Genomic DNA, 22,897 nt, shown 5'->3' with positions numbered 1-22,897 from the left:
TGCGATGAAAGACACCAACCTCCCGTGAGGCTCATCACCCCGCACTCGAAAGTGGTCTGCTGGTTACCGGTTCCCCTCCCAATGACGAGAAGGTATTTGCATGCAAGCAGCACCAAACCCCACCAGGAACGACAGTCCGGCCGGACAGCGAACCCCAGCAGCCGCCGTCGGGAGCGTCCTTAACCGGGGGCTGAACGTCCGCCACATCCGGTTCATGGCCCTGGGCTCGGCCATCGGCACCGGCCTCTTCTACGGGTCCGCCTCCGCCATCCAAAAAGCCGGACCGGCCGTCCTGCTGGCCTACATCATCGGCGGCGCCGCCGTGTTCATGGTGATGCGGGCCCTGGGCGAGATGGCGGTGAGGCACCCCGTCTCCGGCTCCTTCGGACAGTATGCAAGCCGTTACCTTGGCCCCCTGGCCGGCTTTGTCAGTGGCTGGACCTATGTCTTTGAGATGGCAATTGTCGCCATCGCGGACGTGACAGCCTTCAGTATCTACATGGGCTTCTGGTTCCCCCAGGTGGACCGGTGGATCTGGATCCTGGCCATCATCTGCTTCCTGGCTGCCCTGAACCTCCTCAGCGTCAAGGTCTTCGGGGAGCTGGAGTTCTGGTTTTCACTGATCAAGGTGGCCGCCATTATCGCCATGATCGCCGGCGGTGCCGCGATCATGGCCTTCGGCTTCCAGGCGGGCGGTTCCAGCGTCGCCCCGGGACTGGGAAACCTCGTTGAGCACGGCGGCATGTTCCCGCATGGCTTCGAAGGGATCCTGGCATCCTTCGCCGTGGTCATGTTCGCCTTCGGCGGGATCGAGACCCTGGGCATTACCGCCGGCGAGGCCGCAGACCCGAAGAAGGTCATCCCCAAGGCCGTCAACACCGTGCCGGTGCGCGTCCTGTTGTTCTACGTCCTGACCCTGGGTGTCCTTATGAGCCTCTTCCCCTGGAACGAGATCGGCAGCAACGGCAGCCCGTTCGTGCAGATCTTCAGCGGACTCGGCATCCCTGCGGCGCCGCACATCCTCAACGCCGTCGTCATAACAGCCGCCCTTTCCGCCATCAACAGCGACATCTTCGGTGCCGGGCGGATCCTCTTCGGGCTGTCCAGGCAGGGCCACGCCCCGGCCGCCTTCGGCAAGGTGTCCCGGCATGGGGTCCCCTGGATGACAGTGGTCATGATGACGGCCATCCTTCTGGTGGGCGTGGTCCTGAATGCGGTCATTCCCAAGGATGTCTTCATCCTCATCGCCTCCATCGCCACCTTCGCCACCGTGTGGGTGTGGATCATGATCCTCGCGTCCCACGTGGCAATGAAGCGGGAGATCGCACGGACCGGCCTGCCGGCGTCGGAATTCCCCTCGCCCTGGTGGCCGGCGGCCTCTGTCCTCACCATTGCCTTTATGGCACTGGTCATCGCCGTCCTGGGCGCGTTTGAGGACACGAGGATCGCGCTCTACGTGGGCGGCGCGTGGCTGGCTCTCCTGGTCCTTGCCTACCGGCTGTGGATCAAGGGTGACGGACGACGGCGGGCCGAACTTGTGGACGAGACCTCACCGCTGCCGGTGGTCACGGCGGTCCGCGGCGGCGATTAGGTCCCGATCCGACGGCTGCGGCCAGACCTGTGCCCGCCCGGTCCTTCCGGAGCTAAGATCAGGCATGGTTCCCCTCTCCAACCTGCTGGCGTTTTCGTTGGCTTCAGTGGTGCTGATCGCCGTGCCGGGGCCGAGCGTCCTGTTCGTGATCGGCCGCTCGCTGGCTCTCGGTTGGAAGGGCGGAGTCCTCACTGTCCTGGGTAATGCGACCGGCCAACTGGTCCAGGTGGCAGCAGTGGCCCTGGGCCTGGGCATTGTGGTGGCACAATCCGTGATCCTCTTCACCGTGGTGAAGTTTGCCGGTGCCGCTTACCTCGTTTACCTCGGGATCCAAGCCATCAGGCACCGCCACAGCCGCATCGAGGCCGAACATCAACCAGCCCATTCCACGCCCTGGCGGCGGCTGGTGGGAGAGGGCGCAGTGGTTGGAGCCACCAACCCGAAATCCGTCGTTTTCTTTGTTGCCGTGCTGCCGCAGTTCGTGGACTACGCGTCGGGTGCCATCCCGTTCCAGCTGGGACTGCTCGGTTCGGTGTTCCTGGTGATCGCCCTGGTCTCGGACAGCATGTGGGCCATCGCGGCAGGGACGGCCAGGCGATGGTTCGCCCGCTCGCCCGGGCGGGGTTCAGCCGTGGAGGTGACCGGCGGTGCCTTAATGATCGGGCTCGGCGGCACCCTCGCCCTCACCGGCAGCAAGTCCTGAGAACCAGCCCTCAGGGCCGAGCCCGCCGCAGTGCCGGCGATCCCAGAGACAGAAAGTGCCCGGTCCCACCAGGGAACCGGGCACTTTCCATGAAAACTAGGCAGAAGCCGCGGCGGAGCGTACCGCTTGGGCGAGCGACATGGCCGGGCGGCCGATCAGCGTCCGCAGGTCACCTGTGCTGACCAGGAGATCACCCCTGGCAATACCGAGGTCCGAATCAGCCAGGATCTCGGCAAAGGCCTCGGGAACACCAACACCCTTCAGCAGTCCGGCGTAGTCCTCGGCAGGCAGGTTGTTGTAGCTGATGTCCTTGCCGGTCGCTGCGGTGATTTCGGCCGCGAGGTCCGCCATGGTGAATGCCTCGTCGCCACCCAACTCGTAGACCTTGCCGGCCTGGCCCTCAGCTACCAGCACCGCCGCGGCCGCGTGCGCGTAGTCGACCCGCGCCGCGCCGCTGACCTTGCCGTCTCCGGCGCTGCCCGCGATCGCACCCTGCGCCAGGGTCCCGGGCAGCTGCTCGGTGTAGTTTTCCAGGTACCAGCCGTTGCGCAGCAGGACGAAGGGGACGCCGGATTCGCGGAGGATGGCTTCGGTCTCCTTGTGCTCCGCCGCCAGCTTCATGCCGGTGGTGTCGGCGTTGGCAATGCTGGTGTAGGCCAGCAGCTCCACGCCTTCAGCCTTGGCGACCTCGATGACAGTACGGTGCTGCTCCACCCGCTGGCCCACCTCGCTGCCGGAGATCAGCAGCACGCGGCGGGCACCCTGGAGGGCAGCAGCCACCGAGGCGGCGTCGGCATAGTCGATGGCGCGGACATCGACGCCCTGCGCGGCGAAGTCCGCCAGTTTCTCGATGGAACGTCCGGTGGCCACAATGTCCCCTGCAGGAACGTTGCGCTCCAGCAGGGCCTCGACGACGTGGCGGCCGAGCTGTCCGGTGGCTCCTGTTACAACGATGCTCACGATGAATCCTTTCGGGAAGTACTGGGTTGTCGAAAGGCACAACCAGCGCCCTGACGGATTACTTCCCAAAAGAGAGTACGCACTTTGAAGTAAGGTACTGACCTAGCGGTAAGGTGGAAGCATGGAAGCAATCACGCGTCCGCTCCCCCTGCCCATGAGCTTTGCCGACGGCGTCTTCCCGGCCGGGTGCCCCAGCCGGACCCTGCTGGACCACATCACCAGCAAGTGGGGCGTACTGATCCTGCTGTCCCTGTCCGAAGGTGAGCAGCGGTGGAGCGAATTACGACGGCGGGCCGAGGGCATCAGCGAAAAGATGCTCGCCCAGACGCTGAAGACGCTTGAACGGGACGGCCTGGTCAGCAGGAAGGCCCAGCCGGTCATACCGCCGCGGGTGGATTACAGCCTGACCGACAAGGGCTATGAGCTGAGCGGCCTGCTTGTTCCGCTGGTGGGCTGGGCGTTCGACAACGCTGACGAAATCATCAACGGCAAGCGCTCACCGCTCGCCTGAATCGACCGCCGGCGGTCCCGCACCAAAAGCAAGTAGTGCCCATTTTTAATCTGAGTACTTGTTACTGGTGTGACTGGTGTGAATAGCGAATAGCTTTGGCGTACGGTGCCAGCCGGAATTGGAGGGCCGTCCTCGCGCTGGGAGCGTTCCGGTTACCTGCACCGACAGCGTGCGGCTGATTGCCGCCGCAAGGAGGTGGTACGCATGGTCAAAGCATATGTCCAGGACCTGTCGAGCATGGGTAAACCGGTGAGCCTGGCCTCGGTCGCGGCGCAGACGTGGAGCCGCATTGCGAGGCCCTTCGCCCCGCGGTCCCCGTACAGGATCGGCGACGCCGTGGTGGCCGACGATCCCTTCAAGGGCCGCCGCGAGGGAGTGGTGGTGTTCCTGCAGGGCTTGTCCGCGGGCGTGGATACCGCCGAGGGCGTTTTCTTCTACGACCACCGGCAACTCAAGAAGCTGGACTAGCCGCTGAAGGCGGCCAGTCCAGCTGTGCGGATTACCAAAGAGTGCCTAGCGGGCAGACCAGCCGCCATCCATGGTGTAGCTGGCGCCGGTGACCATGCCGGCATGGCCGGATGCGAGCCATCCCACCAGGGAGGCCACCTCTTCAGGCTCCACCAGGCGCTTGATGGCGGACTCGGTGAGCATCACTTTGGCCAGGACTTCGGACTCGGGGATGCCGTGCACCTGGGCCTGGTCCGCAAGCTGCTTCTCCACCAGTGGGGTGCGGACATAGCCGGGGTTGATGCAGTTGGACGTCACGCCGTGCTCACCGCCCTCCAAGGCCGTCACCTTGCTCAGCCCCTCAAGGCCGTGCTTCGCGGAAACATAGGCGCTCTTGAATGGCGAGGCCCGTATGCCGTGCACGGATGACACGTTGATGATGCGGCCGAAATTGTTGGCGTACATGTGCGGCAGCGCTGCCCGGATCAGCAGGAACGGGGCTTCCAGCATCAGGGTGAGGATCCGCCGGAATTGGAGGGGATCGAATTCCTCGATGGGGCTGACGCGCTGGATCCCGGCGTTGTTCACCAAAATGTCGCAATCCAGGCTCAGGGTGGCGAGCGAGTCCACGTCCAGCAGATCCACCACCCAGGCCGTGCCGCCCACCTCATCGGCGAGGGCCGCGGCCCCGGCGGAGTCGACGTCGGCCACCGCTACCTTTGCCCCGCGGGAGGCGAGTTCCCGCACGCAGGCGGCACCGATGCCGCTGGCCCCGCCAGTGACAAGTGCCTTCCGGCCGTTCAAATCGTGTTCCATCACTTTTCCCATCGTATGCATAGTCAACTGGCTGTCCAACGGCTCAAGCAGCTCAGCGCCGGGCCGCCGGGAGCAGTCCCTCGCGGGCGGCGTCGGCCTTGTCCACGTCCTCCAGGGCAATGCCCTTGGTCTCCCGCAGGCTCAGCACGGCAATGGAGGTGACGATGCAGGCGACCACCAGGTACAGGGCCGTGGGTACCCAGGAACCGGTGTCCTTCAGCCACTGCGTGGCCAGCAGCGGGGCGAGCGAACCGGCGAAAATGGACGTCACCTGGGAACCGAGCGACACACCGGAGTACCGCATCCGGGTGGGGAACAGTTCCGCCATGATGGCGGGCTGGCCGGCGTACATAAAGGCATGCAGGCACAAGCCGATGGTGACGGCGGCGACGATGATCACGGCGTTGCGGGTATCGAACATGGGGAACGCGAAGAACGGCCAGGCTGCCCCGGAGATGGCACCGATCAGGTACACCGGCTTGCGTCCCAGCGTGTCCACGAGCCGCCCCACCTGCGGGATGACCAGGAAGTGGATGACGTGGGCGATCAGCAGGGCCAGCAGGAGCGAGGATGTGTCGTACTGGTGAACGCTCTTGAGGTAGACGATGGAGAAGCTCACCACGAGGTAGTACATGATGTTCTCGGCGAAGCGCAGGCCCATGGCCTGAAGGATGCCCCTGGGGTACTTGCGGACCACTTCAAACACGCCGTAGCTGACGGCCTGCTCCTTCTCCACCAGGGCCTTGGCCTCGAGGAAGATGGGGGCCTCCGTGACGTGGGTGCGGATGTAGTAACCAACAAACACGATCACCGCGGACAGCCAGAACGCCACGCGCCAGCCCCAGCCCAGGAACGCCTCGGGGCTCAGGGTGGAGGACATGATAAAGAGCACCAGCGTGGCCAGCAGGTTGCCGACGGGTACTGCCGCCTGCGGCCAGCTGGACCAGAAGCCGCGGGACTTGTTGGGGCTGTGTTCGGCAACCAGCAGCACGGCACCGCCCCATTCGCCGCCCAGTGCGAAGCCCTGGATGAAGCGCAGCGCCACCAGCAGGGTGGGTGCCAGGTAGCCGATATCGGCGAATCCGGGCAGGCAGCCCATCAGGAACGTTGCCACGCCCACAATGACGATGGTCAGCTGCAGCGTGGGCTTGCGGCCCAGCTTGTCGCCGATCTGGCCGAACACGATGCCACCGAGCGGACGTGCCACGAAGCCGACGGCGTAGGTGATGAAGGCCTGGATGATGCCGTCCAGCTCGTTGCCGGTAGCCGGGAAGAAGTACTTTCCGAAAACCAGGGTGGCTGCGGTGGCGTAGAGGAAGAATTCGTACCACTCCACCACCGTGCCCACCATGGAGGCGGCGACGATCTTCTTCAGCCCCGACCCTTTGGCTGCGGACCCGGCATTGTTGCCTGCCGGGCGTTGCTCTACGCTCACTGTTTCTCCTTGGTGTCCACATTGACACGTGCTGTGATCCACAGCACTGACGACTACCCTGAGTATTGCTGCACAAACCTGCGGCTTCAATGACCAAACCGGCACCAAACGTGTGCAGAATTGCAGATATGAACACCAACCCGGATGACCTGCTGGTGCTGCTCGCAGTCTCCCGCTCCGCCAAATTTACGACGGCGGCCCAGGCTTTGGGCCTGAACCACACCACCGTTTCCCGCCGGATCGCCGCGCTGGAGAAGGCGCTGGGCGGTCGGGTCCTGGCCCGGGCAACGGGCGGCTGGGAACTGACGGAACTGGGCGAACAGGCCGTGCGTGTTGCCGAGCAGGTGGAGGAGGTGCTGGGCACGCTGGGACCGGCGGGCAAGGCACCCGACCCCATTGCCGGCGTCGTGCGCATGACGGCGACGGACGGCTTCAGCGCCTACATCGCCGCCCCGGCGGTGGCCCGGCTGCGGCGTGAGCACCCGGGACTGAGCGTGGAAGTGGTGACCATGACCCGGCGGGCACTGCAGCAGCGTTCCGGACTGGACATCGAGGTGGTGGTGGGCGAACCGCAGGTGCACCGCGCCGAGGCCGTCCGGCTGGGCGACTACATGCTGGGCATGTACGCGTCGCGGTCCTACCTGGCCGAGCACGGTACCCCGGCAACGGTGGCCGAACTCAATGAGCACCCGCTGGTGTACTTCGTGGACTCGATGCTGCAGGTGGACGACCTCGATGCGCCCCGGCGGCTGGTGCCTGCAATGCGGGACGGGCTGACGTCCACCAACGTCTTTGTCCACGTGGAGGCAACCCGGGCCGGTGCGGGTATCGGCTTCCTGCCCTGCTTCATGGGCGACCTCCACGATGACCTGGTCCGGCTGCTGCCCACCGAGATCGCCGAACTGCTTCCCTACTGGATGGTGCTCCGGCCGGATTCACTGCGGCGCCCGGCCGTCGCGGCGGTGGTGGGGGCGCTGCGGGAACAGATGGCAGCCCACCACGAAGCGCTTATGGGGAGGGGCAAAACCTCATCGAGTGCTCCATAACGGCCTTTTTGGGGCTCGAAAACGGCGTTTATGGAGCAATCGATGGTGCTGCGGGATCGTGGCGGACCGGGGATCCGGCGGCGAAGGCGCGGACCTGGGCGTCGTTCCACAGGTGCGCGGGAACGGCGCCGCCGAGGAGCCGGCGGGCAAGCTGGGGGTCGTCCCCGAAGGGAACGTCGCTGCCGGCCATCACCATGTTTCCGTAGCGCCGGCCCTTCAGCATGGCGGGGTCCGCGATGATCACGGTGTGTTCGAACGCGGCCGCGATGGTGGCGGCGTCCTCCCGGGCGTTCTTCAGGTCCGGCGCATCGCCGGAGTTCACCACATAGAGCCCGCCCGGAGCCAGGACCCGCCGCACATGCTGGTTGAATTCCGCGGTGGTCAGGGAGCGCGGGGTCAGGGCGCCGGCAAAGACGTCCCGGATGATGAAGTCCCGGGTGTCCGCCGTAAGGGACTCCGTCACCTCACGCGCCTCCCCCACCCGCAGCCGCAGCAGGGGCGCTTTGGGCAGGTCGAACCAGCCGCGCACGTATTCCGCGAGCTTCCCGTCGAGCTCCACCACCACCTGCCGCGCGTCCGGGTAGACGGCGGCAAAGTAGCGCGCCAGGGAGCAGGCGCCGCCGCCCAGGTGGAGGCCGCGCAGCCGCGGGGGCCCGGCAGGAGAAGCGGACGACGGCGGCCAGCGCGACTCGATGAGCGCCGCCATCCAGCGCATGTACTCGAAGTCCAGGAACAGCGGGTCCGCGAGGTCGATGTGCGAGCTCATGACGCCGTTGATCTTCAGGAGCCAGCCGGTGGAGTTGTCCTGGTCCGCGATCAGCTCGCAGTCACCGGTGTCGATGTAATACACGCCCTCCACGGGACCGTCCGGCCTGGTTCCCTTCGGCACGTCCACGACTCCCGCCGTCGAACGGCCGCCCCGGCCTCCTGACCTTCCGCGTTTCGCCATTACCCGTGCCCCGCTTCAGTCATGCTTCAACCCTAGTTGGTAGGCACCGCTCCTTCGCCTTCGCGGATGCGCTTCACTACGGCGGTGGTGGAGCGCTCCGCCACGTAGTCCAGGATTGCCACCCGGCCGCCGTACTCCTCCACCGCCGGGGTCTCGGCCAGCATCTCGGGGGTGTAGTCCCCGCCCTTGGCGTAGACCTCGGGCCGGAGCTGCTTGATCAGCGGCGCAGCGGTGGGGGTATCGAAGACCGTCACGTAGTCCACGCAGCTGAGGGCGGCCACCACGGCTGCCCGGTCGGCGACGCCGTTGATGGGTCGGCCCGCGCCCTTGAGCCGGCGGACGGAATCGTCGCTGTTGAGGGCCACCACCAGGATGTCGCCCAGCTGCTTGGCCTGGTTGAGGTAGCGGGTGTGGCCGCTGTGCAGTACGTCGAAGCAGCCGTTGGTGAGGACGATCTGCTGGCCCTGTGCCCTGTGCACCGTGAGCTGGCGTTCCAGTTCGTCCGCGCCCAGCGCCGTGTCCGCGAATGCCCGCAAATAGCGGCTGAGCTGTTCCGTGCTGCAAACCGATGTGCCCGGCTGGTGCACCACCACGTCCGCTGCGGACTGCGCCAGGTCCAGGCTGGCCGTGAGCGGCAGGCCGGCCGAGCGGGCCAGCGTGAGTGCCGCCACGAACGTGTCCCCCGCGCCGGATGCCTGCTTCTCGGCAGCAGGCCGCGCCCACGTCCGGTGCCGCACGCCGTCGGGGGTCAGGAGCACTGTACCGTCGCGATCCAGCGTGACCACCACAGCGCGGGCGCCGGTGGCCGCCAGCAGCGCGTCCGCTTGCCCGCCCACGGCGTCCACCCGTTCCTGGCCGTCAGGGAGCCGGCGGTCCAGCAGCCGCGCGGTTTCCTGCGCGTTGGGCGTGACCAGGTCCGGATGCAGCGGCGCCCAGGGGCGGGGGTCGTGCGCATCGACCACCACCATCTGCCGGCGCGTTTCCCGGTCCCCCTGTTCCGCGGCGGCGAGCGCCTCGACCAGTCCGGCACGCACCGGGTCTGCCAGCACTCCGGTGCCGTAGTCGCACACGAGCACGGCGTCCTGGCGTTCGACGGCGGCACGCACCGAGGCGGCGAGCGCGGCAAGTGCGTCGGCCGGGACGGTCTTGGCTGAGTCGTCGAGGCGGAGCATCACCTGTCCGCCGCTGCTGATCCGGGTCTTGGTGGTGGTCACCATGTCCGGGTGGGAGTGCAGGTGCCGGACGTCGATGCCGGCGGCCACCAGCTGGTTCTTCAGGTCCACCCCGGCGTCGTCCGTTCCGATGATCCCGGCCACGGAAACCCGGGCTCCCAGAGCGGCCAGGTTCATGGCGGTGTTGGCGGCGCCGCCGGGCGCGGAGTCGCGCGCCTGGAGGTCCACCACCGGGGCCGGGGCCTCCCGGCACAGCCGCTCGATGCTGCCGCTCCACCAGCCGTCCAGCATCACGTCGCCGATCACCAGGATGCGCGGTTCTTCAGCCGCGAGCCGTCCGGGCAGCCACTCGGACAGGGCCCGCTGGGTGGAGAGGTCCACGGCGTCGGGAGAGATGCTCATGGCTGGTCCTGCCCTTCAATCGCCCGTTCTTCAGCGGCCCGTTCTTCCGTAGCCGGTCCGGCGGGACGTCTGGCACCGGCGGGCGGCGCGGCGATGTGCACCACCTTGACCTGGCTGAACTCATCCAGCAGTTCGGGACCGTAACCGAACCCGTGGCCGCTCTCGCCGCGCGGCTGGGCAGCGCCGCCGGGGGCGCCGCCGAACACTTCGTTGACCTTGACCGTTCCTACGGGCAGGGACGCCACAGCCTGCTGGATATGGGCAATGTTGCCGCTCAGGACTGTGGCGGCGAGGCCGTACTTTCCGCTGCACGCCAGGCGCAGGCCGTCGTCGAACGTTTCGACCACCTGCACCGGGGCGACGGGACCGAACGTCTCCTCCGTCATCACCTGCATCCCCTCCGTGCAGCCGAGCAGCACCGTGGCCGGGTAAAAGGAGCCCGGCCCGTCCGGCAGGACACCACCCTCCACCGCCCGCGCGCCCTGGTTGATAGCGGCCGTGACGTGGGCGTGCACCTCGTCCCGCATGCGCAGGTCCACCAGCGGTGCCACCGATCCGTTGCTGTTCCGCGCTGCCGCTTCGGCTTCAAGGGCGGCGCAGAATTCGGCGGCGATGTCCTCGTGGACGTAGATCCGTTCCACGGAGGTGCAGATCTGCCCGCTGTTGCTGAAGGCGCCGATGGCAGCCTGTTCAGCTGCCCAGGCGGGATCCACGTCGCGGTCCACCAGCAGGGGATCGTTGCCGCCGTTTTCGCGGATGACGTGGGCACCCGTCAGCGCACCCGCCCTGGCAATCCTGGCACCGGAGGCACTGGAACCGACGTGCGCCAGCACATCCACGTCCGCCTCGGACAGAAGGGCACCAACGTCCGCTCCGCCCGAAATGGTCAGGAAAACGCCCGGCGGGAAGGCCGGCGCCAGGACTTCACCCAGCGCTTCACCAAGGCGCGGGCACCGCTCGCTGGGTTTGTGGATGACGGTGTTGCCCGTGACCAGTGCCGCGCCTATCAGGCCGCAGGCCACCGCAACCGGATCATTCCACGGAGTCAGGAGGACTGCCACGCCCCGCGGTTCGGCCACCGTGTAGTCAGAGGCAAGCCGGTTGCCGCGGAGGCTGTGGCCGCGGTGGACGGGGCCCAGTTCAGCGTACTGCTCAAGAGTGGACACAGCGGCGGCGATCCCCGCCAGCGCTTCCCCTACCGGACGGCCCGTCTCACTGGCGTTGAGCCCCGCCAGTTCCTGCGCTGCTGCCTCGAGCGCCTTGGCCGCTGTGCGGAGCGCGGCGCCCCGCTCGGCCGGTGCCGTGGCGGCCCATTCGCCAGCGGCGCGGCGGGCCACCTCCACAGCATGGTGCACCGCACCGGGTTCTGCTTCCGGTACGGTCCACAGCACCTCGCCGGTGCGCGGGTCGCGGATGGTGATGCCGGAGCCTTCTGCTGGGTCCCGTCTTGTGGTCACTTCGGTGGCGGTTGTAGGCATGGTTTTCCTCCCGACGATTCCGTTCTAGTCCGTTTGCGGGCTTAGGGCCAGGAGCCCTCTTCCTCGTGGCAGATCAGCATCTCGCGGACCTCGCACCCGGTGGGCTGCCGCAGCGCGAACAGGATGGCCTGGGCCACGTTGCCGGGGTCGTTGAGGCGGGAATCGTCCTGCGGCTTGTACTGCTCGGTGCGATCGTCAAAGAAGCGCGTCTTCATGCCGCCGGGGATCATGGTGGTGACGCCGATTTCGCCGCCGGTCTCCGCGGCGAGCGCGTGGCTGAAGCCCACCACACCGAACTTCGAGGCGCAGTACGCCGTTGCGTCGGCCACCGCCCGTTTGCCCAGCGTGGAGGCTACGGTGACAACCCGGCCGTGGCTGGTCTTGAGGTAGGGCAGGGCGGCGCGCACCACGGACACGGTGCCCATGAGGTTCACCCCGATGACCTTTTCCCATTCCGTGGCTTCGACGTCGGCGAGCTTGCCGCACCGGTCGATGCCGGCCGCGGTCACCACCGCGTCCAGGCCACCCATGGTTTCGGCCGCTTCCCGCACCGCCTTTTCCACGGCCAGGCGGTCGGCAACGTCCACTTCAAAAGCCTTCACGGCAGACACGCTGCTGATGTCGCGGTCCAGCACCACCGGAGTGCCGCCCGCCTGGAGGACGGCGTCGACGACGGCGGCGCCCAGTCCCGAGGCACCTCCCGTCACGAGGACGCGGCCAAGTGTTGTGGAATCTGAAGTCATGGTGTTCCTTTCGATGGGAAATACAAGTCGATCGGGATGGGAAAAAGGTCAGCTCACCTTGGCGAGCGCGTCGGCCAGTCCGGTGGTGGAACGTGCCGGGTGGTAGGGGACGGTGAGGCAGCGGCCGCCCCAGCTTTCCACGAGTTCCGTTTCGGGCAGCCGGGCACCTTTGTAGTCGCCGCCCTTGACCCAGATGTCCGGGCGCAGCCGCTCCAGGGCGGCTTCCGGGGTGTCTTCGTCGAAAACCAGCACCGCGTCCACGCATTCCATGGCGAGCAGCAGTTCGGCCCTGTCGTGCTGGCCGATGATGGGACGTTCGGGGCCCTTGAGCCGCCTCACCGAATCATCCGAGTTGAGGCAGACGATCAGGCAGTCCCCCAGCTCGCGGGCCGCGGTCAGGGACCGGACGTGCCCGGCGTGCAGCAGGTCGAAGCAGCCGCCGGTGGCCACCACCGTGCCGCCGCCCTGCCGGACCGAACGGGCAAGCAGCAGCGGTTCGGTGGAGCGGCGCCGGGCTGCCGCCGGGGATTCGTTGTTCCGGCCGGCAGGCTCTTTGGTGCGGTCCGGGAGTGCTGAGACGCCGCCCGCGGCCAGGAAATCCGCTGCCTCGTGGACTGCCAGTTCCGCGGCTTCCTCGAGGGACCGGCCGGCCAGGAGGTGCACGGCCAGCCCAGCCGCCAGGCGGTCGCCGGCACCGCACGGATCGCCCGCCTCCACCCGCGGGGCAGGAACAGGGTGTGGTGTTGCATTGTTGTCCCGCAGCAGGACTGCGCCCTGTTCGCCCTTGGTGACCAGGACTGCCTTGCTGCGCCAGTGGTCCAACAGGATCCGGCCGGCTTCGACGGCCTGGTCCTGCGGCGCCTGGTCCTTGTGCGCCTGGTCCTTTTGTGCTTCGGGCTTGTTCGTTACGGTCCGAGCATCTTTCGGCGCCCGGGACTGGGCGGCCCTAACGGCTTCGGACAGGTTCGGCGTGACCACGGCGACGCCGGGGACGGGATCCGGTCCGGCGGGGTGCGGGTCCCAGATGATGGGAACCTCATCGGCAAGCCGGGCCAGGAGATCCCGCAGCCGGGGGTTGGCCGCCACTCCCCTGCCGTAGTCGGCGACGATAATCACTCCAGCCTCTTCCACGGCACGGAGCATGGCGGGGCTGACCTCGGGAACAGGCGTCTTTTCGCATCCTTGGTCAAAGCGGACCACGGGATGGGATCCGGCCCTGACCCTGGTCTTGACCGGCGACGGGTAGCCACTGGGCCCTGCCACCAGGCGCACTCCGGCGAGATGCTCCTGGAGCTGCCGCCCGGCGTCGTCGTCGCCCAGCACCGTCACCAGCGTGACGGGCCAGCCGTCCTCAGCCAGCATCCGGGCCACCAGCCCGGCGCCCCCTGCGCGACGCCGGACGTCCGAGACATCCACTACCGGCACCGGGGCGTCCGGGCTGAGCCGTGTGGCCTCCCCGGAGAGGTCCACATCCAGCATGACGTCGCCTACCACCACGATCCTCATGGCCGGCCACCTCCCTGGGGCAGTCCGGTTGCCGGCAGCCCGGCTTTGGGCATTCCCGATGCCGGAACTCCGGCGGGAACGCCGGGGCTGCGGCGGCCTACCTCCATGTCAAAGGCACGGCACAGTGCGTGCAGCGCGATCAGGTGCCCCTCCTGAGCATTGGCGTTGAGGGCGTCGATCATCACGGCCTCATCGCAGGCGTCGGCCAGCGGGTTGGGCCCCGCGCCGGTCAGTGCCCAGGTGGTCACGTTGAGGCGGGACGCCACCTCGGCAGCGCGCAGCAGGTTGGGGCTCTTGCCGCTGGTAGACAACAGCATCAGCACGTCCCCGGAGCGGGCATGAGCCCGCACCTGCCGGGCAAAGACGTCGTCGTAGCCGTAATCGTTGGCGATTGCGGTAACGGCCGAGGACTCGGCGTGCAGGGAGATCGCGGAGAACGGGACGCGCTCGCCGTCGAACCGGCCCACCAGTTCGGCGGTGAGGTGCTGCGCCTCGGCAGCCGAACCGCCGTTGCCGGCGGCGAGGAGCCGCTGGCCCCGGAGCAGGCGCTGGGCCAGCTCCACGCCCCAGGCGGCGAGCCTGCCGGACTGGCTGCGCAGGGAATCCAGCGCCGGAAGCACGTTTTCCAGGTGGATGCGGACGGCGTCGGCGCTGGCCGGGTCCACAAAGGCGGCGCCAGGCATCGCAGCGGGCAGGGCAGGCGGGGTGGCCAGGGCCCGCAGGTCGGCTTCCTTCAGGGACCATTCAGCAGTCACAGCACTGCTCCTTCCATGGGAACCACGCCGGCCGGGGCCTCCGCCACTGCCAGCTGGTAGGCCTTTTCGGTTTCGGCGGCCACCCGGTCCCAGGAATACCGGGTCCGGGCACGTTGCTGGCCGGCTTTGCCGAGCTCCGCGCGCAGGGACGGGTTCCCGAGCAGCAAGGTGAGCGCCGACGCGATGGCTTCCGGGTCCCGCGGCGGCACATGCAGCCCGGTGGTGTGGTCCACCACCGTGTCCCGCAGGCCACCCACGGCGGCGGCCACCACGGGAACGCCGCAGGCCATGGCCTCCAGGGGGACGATGCCGAAGGGCTCGTACCAGGGCGCGCACACCACGGCATCGGCGCTGCGGAAGATCCCCGGCATCTCGCCCCGGGAAACCTGGCCCTGGAGGGACACCTGGTCCGAGACTCCCAGCTCGGCGGCCAGGTCCAGCAGGCGCCGGACCTCCGGGTCGGCGTGCAGTGCCCCCGAGTCCCCGCCGCCGCCCACAATCAGCAGCTCGACGTCGTCGAACCCTGCCTCGCGCAGGTACGGCAGGGCGCGGATCACCAGGTCAACGCCTTTCCGCGGCACCAGCCGGCCCACGGAAAGGATGCGGTGGCGGCGATTCCTGGCGGCGATGGGGCCGTCCGCGGAGAAAAAGCCGAGGTCCACGCCGCAGGGCGCGATGGAAACCTTGCCGGTGGTGATGCCCATGGCTTTGAGCTCAAAGACCTCGTCCGAGCAGGTGGCAATGATCCTGTCCGCGGAGCGGCCCACACCCGGTTCCAGCCAGCGGCGTTCCTGCGGGCTGGTGTCCTCGGCGCCCTGGTGCCGCCGCTTGACGGTGCCCAGGGCGTGGAAGGTCTGGATGACCGGGACGCGGTAGCCGGCGTCGGGCCGCCTTGCTGCGTCCAGTGCGGCCAGCCCGGACATCCAGAAGTGGCCGTGCACCACATCCGGTGGCCGCTGGCCCCAGTCCCGGGCCACGCCGTCCGCGAGCTCGCCCATGTACGGCAGCAGCTCGTCCTTGGGAACATGGCAGGCAGGGCCTGCATCGACGTGGACCACGTCGAACCGGCGCCCCACCCGGACCCTGGAGGGAAGCCCCGTCGCGTCCCTGCGGGTATAAACGGTGACGTGATGACCCCGCTTGGCAAGCGCCTCGGAGAGCGCGGCAACATGGACGTTCTGCCCCCCGGCATCCACCCCGCCCAGCGCCGCCAGAGGACTGGCGTGCTCGGAAATCATGGCGATCTTCATGGTGTCTTCCTCTCTCGCGCCGGGACAAGGATCCGCTCGTCCGGGTGCTCGTTGACGGAGTGCCGGGGCAGGCCGCGCAGGTCCGCCAGGAGCTCATCCCAGCGGTCCTGGAACTTGCCCAGGCCGTAACGTTCCAGTGCCGCCTCACGCGCGGCAACGCCCCGCCGTCGGGCTTCATCCGGATTGGCGACCAGCCGCCGCGCACAGCGGAGCAGCTCATCAACATCGGCGGAAACGGCGCCGGCCTCCGGCGGCACCGCCCGCGGCGCTTCAGTGGTGGCCAGGGCCACCACCGGCATTCCCAGGTGCATGGCTTCCAGGAGGGACAGGCCCAGGGAAGTCCAGCGCATCGGGTGTACGTAGACGCGGCAGCGCGCCAGTTCGCGGTGGAGTTCCTGCGTCCGCAGGTCTCCCCGCGCCCTCAGGCGGGTCTCCGCGATCCCGGTGGCCGCGGCAAGCCCGTCCGTCTTCATGCCGAAGACCTGCAGCGGGGCCACCGAGGCGAATGCCGGCAGCAGGTCGGTGCCTGTGACGCGGCCGCGGCGGACCGGTTCGTTGACCACAACCCCCAGCTCCGCCAGCTCACCGGTGTAAAGCTGCCCGGGGTCCGGGATGCCATGTTCGATGACCGTGCTGGACGCGGAACCGTTGTCCCAGGCCAGCCTGTTGAAGTGGGTCACGTGGACGATCGGGATGTTGTGCTGGTCCGCGAGCGGGTGGGTGGTGAACGGGAAGTCGCCCTTCGGCGTGTTGTGCTCCACGTAAACCGCCGGGAGGTCCAGCCCGGGGGTGCGGCCGAGTATCCGGGTGACCTCCCCTATCTCCTCGGGGCGTTGGAGGACGACGGCGTCAACAGCGTCCGCGTCGAGCGTCGCCAGGTCCACCTCCCGGACGGATGGCGGCCAGTCCCTGCCGGCACGGCCAAGTCCCCAGGCACCGCCTTCCGGCAAGACTGGAAGCAGGTACTCATGACGGCCGCGGACGAAGGCGTCCGTCCAGGAACCGTGGACATGCCAGAGCAGGATTTTCATCTGTTGCGGGCCTTTCTACGGGTGCTGACGTGGGTGCTGAAGGAGCTCACTCCGCCCATCAGCCGTTCCACGGCTGCCACCACTTCCTCAGGGGATACGGAGTCAAGGCAGGGGTGGCCCGGGACGGGGCAGACGCGGGCGCGGGTCATCCGGCAGGGCGCGTTCTGGTCGCCGAGGAGTTCCAGGGGCACCCCGTACGGTGCCCAGCGGATGGCCGGCACCACGGGTGAAAAGAGGCAGACGACGGGGGTCCCCACGGCGGCGGCAAGGTGCGCCGGGCCGGTGTTCCCGGTGACCACCGCCTCAGCCCCCGCCATAACACCCGCCATCGTCTGAAGGTCAGTGCGCCCGCCAAGGTCCAGGGCCGAAGGGCCGGCAACGGTTGCGGTGAGGGAGGTTTCATTCGGTCCGCCGGTCACCACCACCCGGTGGCCCGAACCCTGGAGGAGTTCGACGGCGGCCGCGTGGTGCAGGGGCGGCCAGGCCCTGGCCGGGACGGCAGCCCCGGGATGGACCACCACGTAGGGTTCGTGTCCCACGAGGTCCCGGACGTCGGGGACGGTTGCCACCCGGAGCTTGCCGTCGTCGCCCGCCGGCAGCCGGAACCCTGCGGCCTCGGCGATGCCCAGGGCACGTTCCGCCTCGGGCTGGTCTTCCGGAAAGTCTTCCCCGGGCTTGAGCCGGACGTCCAGCAGGGATCCGGCGTAGTCGGTGGACGCCCCGGTGATCCGTTGAACGCCGGCCAGCCGGAGCAGCAGTGCCAGCGGCAGCGGGGACTGGTGGAAGGAGGTCAGGATGACGGCTTCGGTGATCCTGGAATTGCGGACGTATTCGATGAGCCTGTCGGCGTGCGGGCCGGTCATCTTCGGCGCGGGATTCATGATCCAGGGGCTGTCCCAGCTGTAGACCTCCGCCACCCCGGGCAGCAATCCCGCGGCGGCCTCGCCTTGCCTGCCGCACAGCATCACCACGTGGTTGGCACCGCTGCCGTCAGGGATCCGGCCGTTCGCCACGGCCCGGACAGCAGGCCCCGCCAGGAGGACATCGCCCATGCTGTCCAGGCGCGCCACCAGGACCCGGCCCATCAGGGCGTCCCCCGCAACAGGCCGACGGCGGCCGCCAGGTCCGGTGCGACCAGCCGCGCTGCGGCCACCTCCTCAGCCCGGGTCACCGGGGTGGGAACCAGCACGCCTGTGGCTCCGGCGGCTTCCGCAGCGCCGACGTCCGCCCCGATGTCTCCGATCAGCGCTGCCTCCGATTCCCGGATTCCGAGTTTCCTGCAGGCACTGTGGACCATGCCGGGCGCCGGCTTGCGGCAGGTACAGCCGTCCTGCTCGGAGTGCGGGCACACTTCCCACACATCAAAGGGTCCCAGGAGTTCTTCAACCCTGGCGTTGACCCCTGCCACGTCGGCTTCCGTGATCAGGCCACGCGCAATACCCGACTGGTTGCTGATGACGCCGGTTGCTATGCCTTCTGCGCGGAGGCCGTCCAGCACGGCTTTGGCGCCCGGCATCGGCCTGACCAACGCGGGGTCCCCGTTATAGGGCACATCGACCACCAGGGTCCCGTCCCGGTCGAACAGGACAGCCCGGAGCTTGGAGGTTACGGAGCTTCCCATATCCACACTGTTCCCCACTGCTCCTGCTCCTAAACAGGGCCGGACGCTTTTCTCGGCTTTCGGACAGAGAAGTTCCGAGCCGTTGAACAGGCAAGATAGGAATTACGGGACTGCTGCTGCTCCTTCGGGGCCGCTCTGGCGGTGTCACGAGGGGTGGTTTCGGGGGGGGTGGTTTGGCGAGCGGGGATGCGGCTGGCCGGCCGCTACCTGGTCCTTGCCCTGGCACCGATCCGGCGGACCGGAACGTCATCTGCTGCGCGGGCATTCACACTCCGGACGGACCTGCAGGAACCCGTGGAGCCGGCCGCACGGCCAGCGCCGGCACTGAGCCGCGCTTCTCCGCCACCATTGTGGTCATCGCCAGTTCCACCAAGCCGCGAGCTGCTCTCGAGCCGGCGCTGGAGTTCCACCAGCACACGGGCCAGCCTTCGTGAAACCTGCATCTGCGACATGCCCAGCCGCTTTCCCAGTTGCACCTGGGTCTCCTCGCAGAAGTAGCGGCGATAGAGCAGTTCCCTGTCCTCCGCGTCCAGGTCCTGCATGGCGTCGCGCAGGCAGGCCAGTTCTTCCAGCCGTTCGAGCGGAGTATCCGGACACGCCAGCAATTCCCCGATGGTCGGCGCGTCCGAGTGCGGATTGACGGCGTCCAGCGAATCCGGGTGCATGCTGCTGGAGGCCGAGATTGCCTCCTGCACTTCCGCCGGGTCCGTCCCGAGCTCCCCGGCCAACTCCTCCACGCTGGGGTTCCTTCCCAGCGCCTGGGTCAGCTCCGGCTCTGCGCGGAACATGCGGGTTCTCAGGTCCTGGATGTGGCGTGGAGGACGGACCACCCACGTGCGGTCGCGCAGGTACCTCTTCAGCTCACCGGTGATGGTGGGGGCTGCATAGGCAGGAAAGCTTTCACCCTTGGACTGGTCAAAGCCGCGGGCTGCCTTCACCAGCCCCAGGTAGGCCACCTGGTTCAGGTCTGCGCGTTCGCGGCCGCGGGCTTCGAACCGCCCAGCAAGGGCCTCCGCGAGGTCCAGGTAGCCCAGGACAAGGTCGTTCTCGAAGGCCTGCCGCAACCGGCCCGAAGAGGCGGTCGAAGCATTCCTGTGCGTAAGTTCTGGTTGTTGTTGGCGGACTGGCGTAACATCCACGGCAAGTGCGGCAAGAGAGTCGGGCATTGTCGTTGGTACCTCCGGTCTGGTTCCGAAAGCCTGCGGCAAGACTTAGCAGTAGGAAATCATAAGCCTGCTTATAAAACAATCCTTCCTGGCTATAGGCTCGGCATGTCAGCGGAAATACCCACCCCGCCAAGGAGTATTTTTCATGCGCATCGCCATTACCGGAGCCAGTGGAAATGCAGGAACTGCACTTCTCCGCAACCTTCAGGGCCAGCTGGCCAAAAAGCCCGGAAGCCTGCAGCTGACCGGGATCAGCCGCAGGCTCCCCGACACCTCGCGGGAACCCTACGCGGGCGTTGAGTGGCACACCCTGGATATCGGCGTGGATAGCGACAGGCCACTGTTGGAGTCGGCACTGGCCGGAGTGGATGCCGTAGTGCACCTGGCCTGGCAGATCCAGCCCAACCGGGACCTGGAGCAGCTGTACCGGACCAACGTCAACGGCACCAGGCGCGTATTGGAAGCGGCAAGGACCGCGGGCGTCAAGCAGATCGTCTGCGCTTCCTCCGTGGGCGCCTACAGCAAAGCCCCCAAGGACCGGCGCGTCGACGAGTCGTGGCCGGCAGGGGGCATGGCCGGCTCGCATTACAGCCGGCACAAGGCAGAGCAGGAAGAGATCCTGGACCGTTTTGCGGAAGCAGAGCCGGGCATTGCAGTGGCAAGGCTTCGCCCGGGCCTCATCTTCCAAAGCGAGGCTGGGAGTGAGATCGGCAGGTACTTCCTGGGCCGGGTCATACCCCGGCTCTTGCCCGGCAAACTTAGGGTTCCGCTGCTGCCGGCCCCGGACAACCTGATCTTCCAGGCGGTCCATGCCGACGACGTGGCGGAGGCCTATTGGCGGGCCATCGACCAGCGCGCGTCAGGAGCCTTCAACATTGCTGCCGAGCCTGTACTGACACCCCACGAACTCGCCCGGATCGTGGGGGCACGGAGGATTCTCCCCGTCCCCATGGGACTGCTCCATGCGGTTGTGGACATCGCGTGGAGGTTGCGGCTGCAGCCTACAGACTCCGGATGGGTGGACATGGCGGCGGGGGCTCCCATCATGGACACCAGCCGGGCCCGCCGCATCCTGGGATGGGAAGCGAAAACCTCATCCGTCGATGCGGTCAAGGAAGTCCTCGAGGGCATGGGAAAGGGGAAGGGTGTCAGCCCCTCCCCCCTCCTCAAGCCGCGCCGGCCCTGACGGCCTCAGCGGCGCCAGGCCGGCCCTACGAAAGCCTGATATCGGCGACTAGATACCATTTCGCGGGTTTTCCCTGTCCCTGCGGGCGGCTTCCTCCCGCGCAGCCTCGGCACGGGCAGCGTCGCTGCGGATCGGATTGCGCCCGTCAGCCTCGCCCGGAATCCCGTCCCGATAATTCGCGTCGCCGCGGCGGGCATTGTCGTCATCCATCCGGCCACGGTCCGCGTGCAAGCCCTCGCCCCGAGCGCCGCCCACTCCACCACCCGGGCCGGTTCCTGCATCCCTGTCCGTTGCGGCGTCCCTGACAGCGTCGTCACGGGTGGCGGCACTCCTCCTGCTGCCGTCCTTCTGGACATCGGGATCCACTTCGTCCGCCTTGCGGGTATGGCTGGCCACGTCAGCGCGAAGGGACTGGGCTTCCCTGGCGGTCGACTCAGCTTCCTGCCGGAGCCGCGCAGCGTCCACCTGGGCCTGTTCCGCATCAGCACGCGCACGGGTGGCCTTGGCCTCGCGCTCCCGGGCGTCCAGTTCCATCTTTTCCGCCTCGCGGCGAATTTCTGCTGCCTTTTCCCGGTGCGCTTCATCGCGCTTTTGCTGCAACGCCTTCCGGCGCCTTCCGGTTAACAGCAGCAGCACAATCAGCACCACTACAACAATGGCGACGACCACCCAAACCCATGGAGCTGTTTCCAAATTACCCACCACTTTCCACTCGATGTGACCGTGCAGGCCTGCGCCATTCCGGCTGACTTCTGGAACCGTTATAACTCGCTTAGCAAGGGTACTTACCTTTTATTAGTAATCATGCTTATTATTTTACGGCCAGTATTGCTGGTTCTTGATCAACAACCGGCCTTCTTGGAAAGAGAGAGCGAAGATGACAGAGAACCAATGGCCCGAGGATCCCGCTTACACGGCTCCCCCGGCCTCTACGGGAATTCCGGGCGAGCGGACTGCCTCCACCTTTCCACCCGCCGCTACTCCTCAGACAGGAGTTACACAGACCGGGGTTACACAGACCGGTGACACCTCCGGGGCGTCCCGAAAGGATGCGGCGAAGGAAGAAGCAGCAGACGTAGCCCGCACGGCAAAAGGCTCCGCCCAGAATGTGGCGCAAACGGCCAAGGAAGAGGCGGCCAACGTTGCATACGAAGCGAAGAACAGCGCAAAGGATCTCCTCAACCAGGCGAAGTCGGGGCTGAGCAGCCAGGCCGGCACCCAGCAGCAGAAGGCGGCCGAGGGCATCCGCACGATTTCCAGCCAGCTGCAGAGCATGGCTAACGCTCCTGAGCAGCAGGGCGTGGCCAGTGACCTCATCCGGCAGGCCGCGGAGCGCAGCGAGTCCATGGCTTCCTGGCTTGAGAACAGGCAGCCGGGCGACCTGCTGGGCGAGGTCCAGCGCTTCGCACGGAACCGCCCCGGCACCTTCCTGCTCCTTGCAGCAGGAGCCGGCATCCTGGCCGGCCGCCTTACCCGCGGACTCGCCGCAGGCGCCCAGGAGAGCTCCACCACCACGCCCCGCACAGCCGGGCTGGCAGGACAGTACTCCGGCACCCCCTACGGCGACCAGTACAGCGAATCCTACGTACCGGCCGGTGGCACCGTCCCGCCCCCGCCGGTGCAGCTCCCTGGCCCGGCTACCACCACGGCAGGGTACGACGGCGGCGCTCCCGGCAGCGGCTACGGTGAGCCCGCGCGTCCGGCCAGTGCGCTGGACAGCCCGCAGCTGGTCGAGGAACCGTGGTCGGGAAACCAGGTTGCCAATGACCCCTTGGGTGACCGCGATCTCGCCGACGAGCCGATGACCAACGATCCCCTGACCCGCGACCGTCGCGCAGGCGGCCAGTCAGGCGGGCTCTGATGAGCAGTCAGATTCCGGAGCCTCCTCCGACTGAGGCGCATCAGAAGGCGGAAAACGCGTCGCTGGGTGAGTTGCTGGGTGATGTGACCCGGGATCTGTCCACCCTGATGCGCCAGGAGGTGGAGCTTGCCAAGGCCGAAGCCAAGCAGTCCGCCACCAAGGCCGGGAAGGGCGCCGGGATGCTCGGCGGCGCCGGCGTGGCCGGACACTTCGTCCTGGTCTTCCTGTCCCTGGCGCTGATGTTCGCCCTGGGCGCCCTGATGCCGCT

23 protein-coding genes are annotated in these 22,897 nt (G+C 67.5%); 8 read left to right on the top strand and 15 right to left on the bottom strand.

Annotation, left to right across the window (positions count from 1 at the left end; genetic code table 11):
* Positions 1-100: 100 nt before the first annotated feature.
* Entirely contained in the window at positions 101-1,591 is a 1,491-nt protein-coding gene (locus B5520_RS17560) for an amino acid permease (protein ID WP_079598368.1), read from the top strand.
* Positions 1,592-1,655: 64 nt separating this feature from the next.
* Entirely contained in the window at positions 1,656-2,294 is a 639-nt protein-coding gene (locus B5520_RS17555) for a LysE family translocator (RefSeq protein WP_079598367.1), read from the top strand.
* A gap of 96 nt (positions 2,295-2,390) precedes the next feature.
* Here B5520_RS17555 and B5520_RS17550 read toward each other — a convergent pair whose 3' ends face one another.
* Positions 2,391-3,254: an SDR family oxidoreductase gene (locus B5520_RS17550; protein ID WP_079598366.1), complete on the bottom strand. Its 864-nt coding sequence runs from the start codon at positions 3,252-3,254 to the stop codon at positions 2,391-2,393.
* A 121-nt stretch (positions 3,255-3,375) separates the two neighbouring features.
* Here B5520_RS17550 and B5520_RS17545 point away from each other — a divergent pair, with 121 nt between their 5' ends.
* The gene (locus B5520_RS17545) at positions 3,376-3,765 is read left to right on the top strand and encodes a winged helix-turn-helix transcriptional regulator (RefSeq protein WP_079598365.1); all 390 of its coding nucleotides are present in this window, start codon (positions 3,376-3,378) and stop codon (positions 3,763-3,765) included.
* A gap of 204 nt (positions 3,766-3,969) precedes the next feature.
* On the top strand, positions 3,970-4,233 hold the full coding sequence (locus tag B5520_RS17540) for a hypothetical protein (protein WP_079598364.1): 264 nt from the start codon (positions 3,970-3,972) through the stop codon (positions 4,231-4,233).
* Between the two features lie 45 nt (positions 4,234-4,278).
* Here B5520_RS17540 and B5520_RS17535 read toward each other — a convergent pair whose 3' ends face one another.
* Both B5520_RS17535 and B5520_RS17530 read right to left on the bottom strand, forming a co-directional pair.
* On the bottom strand, positions 4,279-5,028 hold the full coding sequence (locus B5520_RS17535) for a 3-hydroxybutyrate dehydrogenase (protein ID WP_079598363.1): 750 nt from the start codon (positions 5,026-5,028) through the stop codon (positions 4,279-4,281).
* A 52-nt stretch (positions 5,029-5,080) separates the two neighbouring features.
* Positions 5,081-6,463, bottom strand: coding sequence for an MFS transporter (locus B5520_RS17530; RefSeq protein WP_079598362.1), 1,383 nt, complete (start codon positions 6,461-6,463; stop codon positions 5,081-5,083).
* 128 nt (positions 6,464-6,591) lie between these two features.
* Here B5520_RS17530 and B5520_RS17525 point away from each other — a divergent pair, with 128 nt between their 5' ends.
* Positions 6,592-7,509: a LysR family transcriptional regulator gene (locus B5520_RS17525; protein ID WP_079598361.1), complete on the top strand. Its 918-nt coding sequence runs from the start codon at positions 6,592-6,594 to the stop codon at positions 7,507-7,509.
* A gap of 28 nt (positions 7,510-7,537) precedes the next feature.
* Here the strand turns inward: B5520_RS17525 and B5520_RS17520 are convergent, their stop codons facing one another.
* From B5520_RS17520 to B5520_RS17470, 11 genes are all read right to left on the bottom strand, one after another.
* Positions 7,538-8,458, bottom strand: a complete 921-nt coding sequence (locus B5520_RS17520) for a spermidine synthase (protein ID WP_079598360.1) — start codon at positions 8,456-8,458, stop codon at positions 7,538-7,540.
* A 32-nt stretch (positions 8,459-8,490) separates the two neighbouring features.
* Positions 8,491-10,032 (bottom strand): D-glycero-beta-D-manno-heptose 1-phosphate adenylyltransferase, encoded by a 1,542-nt coding sequence (rfaE2, locus tag B5520_RS17515; protein ID WP_079598359.1) that lies wholly within the window; start codon positions 10,030-10,032, stop codon positions 8,491-8,493.
* Positions 10,029-11,510 carry an aldehyde dehydrogenase family protein gene (locus B5520_RS17510; protein WP_079598358.1) on the bottom strand — a complete coding sequence of 494 codons (1,482 nt, stop codon included), beginning with the start codon at positions 11,508-11,510 and terminating at the stop codon, positions 10,029-10,031. Before B5520_RS17510 ends, rfaE2 begins: the two co-directional genes overlap by 4 nt.
* 41 nt (positions 11,511-11,551) lie before the next feature.
* The gene (locus B5520_RS17505) at positions 11,552-12,253 is read right to left on the bottom strand and encodes an SDR family oxidoreductase (RefSeq protein WP_079598357.1); all 702 of its coding nucleotides are present in this window, start codon (positions 12,251-12,253) and stop codon (positions 11,552-11,554) included.
* Positions 12,254-12,301: 48 nt separating this feature from the next.
* A complete protein-coding gene (locus tag B5520_RS17500) occupies positions 12,302-13,759 on the bottom strand; it encodes a PfkB family carbohydrate kinase (protein WP_079598356.1) in 1,458 nt (485 codons plus the stop codon).
* On the bottom strand, positions 13,756-14,514 hold the full coding sequence (locus tag B5520_RS17495; RefSeq protein ID WP_079598355.1) for a D-sedoheptulose-7-phosphate isomerase: 759 nt from the start codon (positions 14,512-14,514) through the stop codon (positions 13,756-13,758). Before B5520_RS17495 ends, B5520_RS17500 begins: the two co-directional genes overlap by 4 nt.
* Positions 14,511-15,764, bottom strand: coding sequence for a glycosyltransferase (locus B5520_RS17490; RefSeq protein ID WP_079598354.1), 1,254 nt, complete (start codon positions 15,762-15,764; stop codon positions 14,511-14,513). Before B5520_RS17490 ends, B5520_RS17495 begins: the two co-directional genes overlap by 4 nt.
* Positions 15,761-16,795, bottom strand: coding sequence for a glycosyltransferase (locus B5520_RS17485; protein WP_079598353.1), 1,035 nt, complete (start codon positions 16,793-16,795; stop codon positions 15,761-15,763). The genes B5520_RS17490 and B5520_RS17485 overlap by 4 nt, the downstream gene beginning before the upstream one ends.
* On the bottom strand, positions 16,792-17,880 hold the full coding sequence (locus B5520_RS17480; RefSeq protein WP_079598352.1) for a glycosyltransferase family 9 protein: 1,089 nt from the start codon (positions 17,878-17,880) through the stop codon (positions 16,792-16,794). The genes B5520_RS17485 and B5520_RS17480 overlap by 4 nt, the downstream gene beginning before the upstream one ends.
* On the bottom strand, positions 17,880-18,416 hold the full coding sequence (locus B5520_RS17475) for a D-glycero-alpha-D-manno-heptose-1,7-bisphosphate 7-phosphatase (protein WP_079598351.1): 537 nt from the start codon (positions 18,414-18,416) through the stop codon (positions 17,880-17,882). Before B5520_RS17475 ends, B5520_RS17480 begins: the two co-directional genes overlap by 1 nt.
* 203 nt (positions 18,417-18,619) lie before the next feature.
* The gene (locus B5520_RS17470; RefSeq protein WP_079598350.1) at positions 18,620-19,582 is read right to left on the bottom strand and encodes a sigma-70 family RNA polymerase sigma factor; all 963 of its coding nucleotides are present in this window, start codon (positions 19,580-19,582) and stop codon (positions 18,620-18,622) included.
* Between the two features lie 145 nt (positions 19,583-19,727).
* On the opposite strand from B5520_RS17470, the gene B5520_RS17465 reads away from it, so the two are divergent.
* Positions 19,728-20,768: an NAD-dependent epimerase/dehydratase family protein gene (locus tag B5520_RS17465; protein WP_079598349.1), complete on the top strand. Its 1,041-nt coding sequence runs from the start codon at positions 19,728-19,730 to the stop codon at positions 20,766-20,768.
* Positions 20,769-20,816: 48 nt separating this feature from the next.
* On the opposite strand, the gene B5520_RS17460 is transcribed toward B5520_RS17465, so the two are convergent.
* Positions 20,817-21,437, bottom strand: a complete 621-nt coding sequence (locus B5520_RS17460) for a hypothetical protein (protein ID WP_079598348.1) — start codon at positions 21,435-21,437, stop codon at positions 20,817-20,819.
* A gap of 208 nt (positions 21,438-21,645) precedes the next feature.
* Here B5520_RS17460 and B5520_RS17455 point away from each other — a divergent pair, with 208 nt between their 5' ends.
* Positions 21,646-22,629, top strand: a complete 984-nt coding sequence (locus tag B5520_RS17455) for a hypothetical protein (protein WP_079598347.1) — start codon at positions 21,646-21,648, stop codon at positions 22,627-22,629.
* Positions 22,629-22,897: phage holin family protein (locus tag B5520_RS17450; protein WP_139386252.1), on the top strand; the 269-nt coding region annotated here is incomplete at its 3' end. The genes B5520_RS17455 and B5520_RS17450, both read left to right, overlap by 1 nt.

Origin of the sequence: Arthrobacter sp. P2b (assembly GCF_900168295.1) — a bacterium.
In the GTDB taxonomy this organism is placed as follows: Bacteria; Actinomycetota; Actinomycetes; order Actinomycetales; family Micrococcaceae; genus Arthrobacter.
The sequence above is the reverse complement of the archived record's forward strand: the minus strand, read 5'-3'. Positions and strand labels throughout refer to the sequence as shown.

Excerpts from the sequence above, each read along its gene's own strand:
- rfaE2 (WP_079598359.1), bottom strand. The coding sequence starts at position 10,032 with ATGAGCATCTCTCCCGACGCCGTGGACCTCTCCACCCAGCGGGCCCTG.
- B5520_RS17525 (WP_079598361.1), top strand. The coding sequence starts at position 6,592 with ATGAACACCAACCCGGATGACCTGCTGGTGCTGCTCGCAGTCTCCCGC.
- B5520_RS17555 (WP_079598367.1), top strand. The coding sequence starts at position 1,656 with ATGGTTCCCCTCTCCAACCTGCTGGCGTTTTCGTTGGCTTCAGTGGTG.
- B5520_RS17485 (WP_079598353.1), bottom strand. The coding sequence starts at position 16,795 with ATGAAAATCCTGCTCTGGCATGTCCACGGTTCCTGGACGGACGCCTTC.
- B5520_RS17510 (WP_079598358.1), bottom strand. The coding sequence starts at position 11,510 with ATGCCTACAACCGCCACCGAAGTGACCACAAGACGGGACCCAGCAGAA.
- B5520_RS17465 (WP_079598349.1), top strand. The coding sequence starts at position 19,728 with ATGCGCATCGCCATTACCGGAGCCAGTGGAAATGCAGGAACTGCACTT.
- B5520_RS17500 (WP_079598356.1), bottom strand. The coding sequence starts at position 13,759 with ATGAGGATCGTGGTGGTAGGCGACGTCATGCTGGATGTGGACCTCTCC.
- B5520_RS17545 (WP_079598365.1), top strand. The coding sequence starts at position 3,376 with ATGGAAGCAATCACGCGTCCGCTCCCCCTGCCCATGAGCTTTGCCGAC.
- B5520_RS17475 (WP_079598351.1), bottom strand. The coding sequence starts at position 18,416 with ATGGGAAGCTCCGTAACCTCCAAGCTCCGGGCTGTCCTGTTCGACCGG.
- B5520_RS17540 (WP_079598364.1), top strand. The coding sequence starts at position 3,970 with ATGGTCAAAGCATATGTCCAGGACCTGTCGAGCATGGGTAAACCGGTG.
- B5520_RS17490 (WP_079598354.1), bottom strand. The coding sequence starts at position 15,764 with ATGAAGATCGCCATGATTTCCGAGCACGCCAGTCCTCTGGCGGCGCTG.
- B5520_RS17520 (WP_079598360.1), bottom strand. The coding sequence starts at position 8,458 with ATGGCGAAACGCGGAAGGTCAGGAGGCCGGGGCGGCCGTTCGACGGCG.
- B5520_RS17535 (WP_079598363.1), bottom strand. The coding sequence starts at position 5,028 with ATGGAACACGATTTGAACGGCCGGAAGGCACTTGTCACTGGCGGGGCC.
- B5520_RS17480 (WP_079598352.1), bottom strand. The coding sequence starts at position 17,880 with ATGGGCCGGGTCCTGGTGGCGCGCCTGGACAGCATGGGCGATGTCCTC.
- B5520_RS17470 (WP_079598350.1), bottom strand. The coding sequence starts at position 19,582 with ATGCCCGACTCTCTTGCCGCACTTGCCGTGGATGTTACGCCAGTCCGC.
- B5520_RS17505 (WP_079598357.1), bottom strand. The coding sequence starts at position 12,253 with ATGACTTCAGATTCCACAACACTTGGCCGCGTCCTCGTGACGGGAGGT.
- B5520_RS17560 (WP_079598368.1), top strand. The coding sequence starts at position 101 with ATGCAAGCAGCACCAAACCCCACCAGGAACGACAGTCCGGCCGGACAG.
- B5520_RS17455 (WP_079598347.1), top strand. The coding sequence starts at position 21,646 with ATGACAGAGAACCAATGGCCCGAGGATCCCGCTTACACGGCTCCCCCG.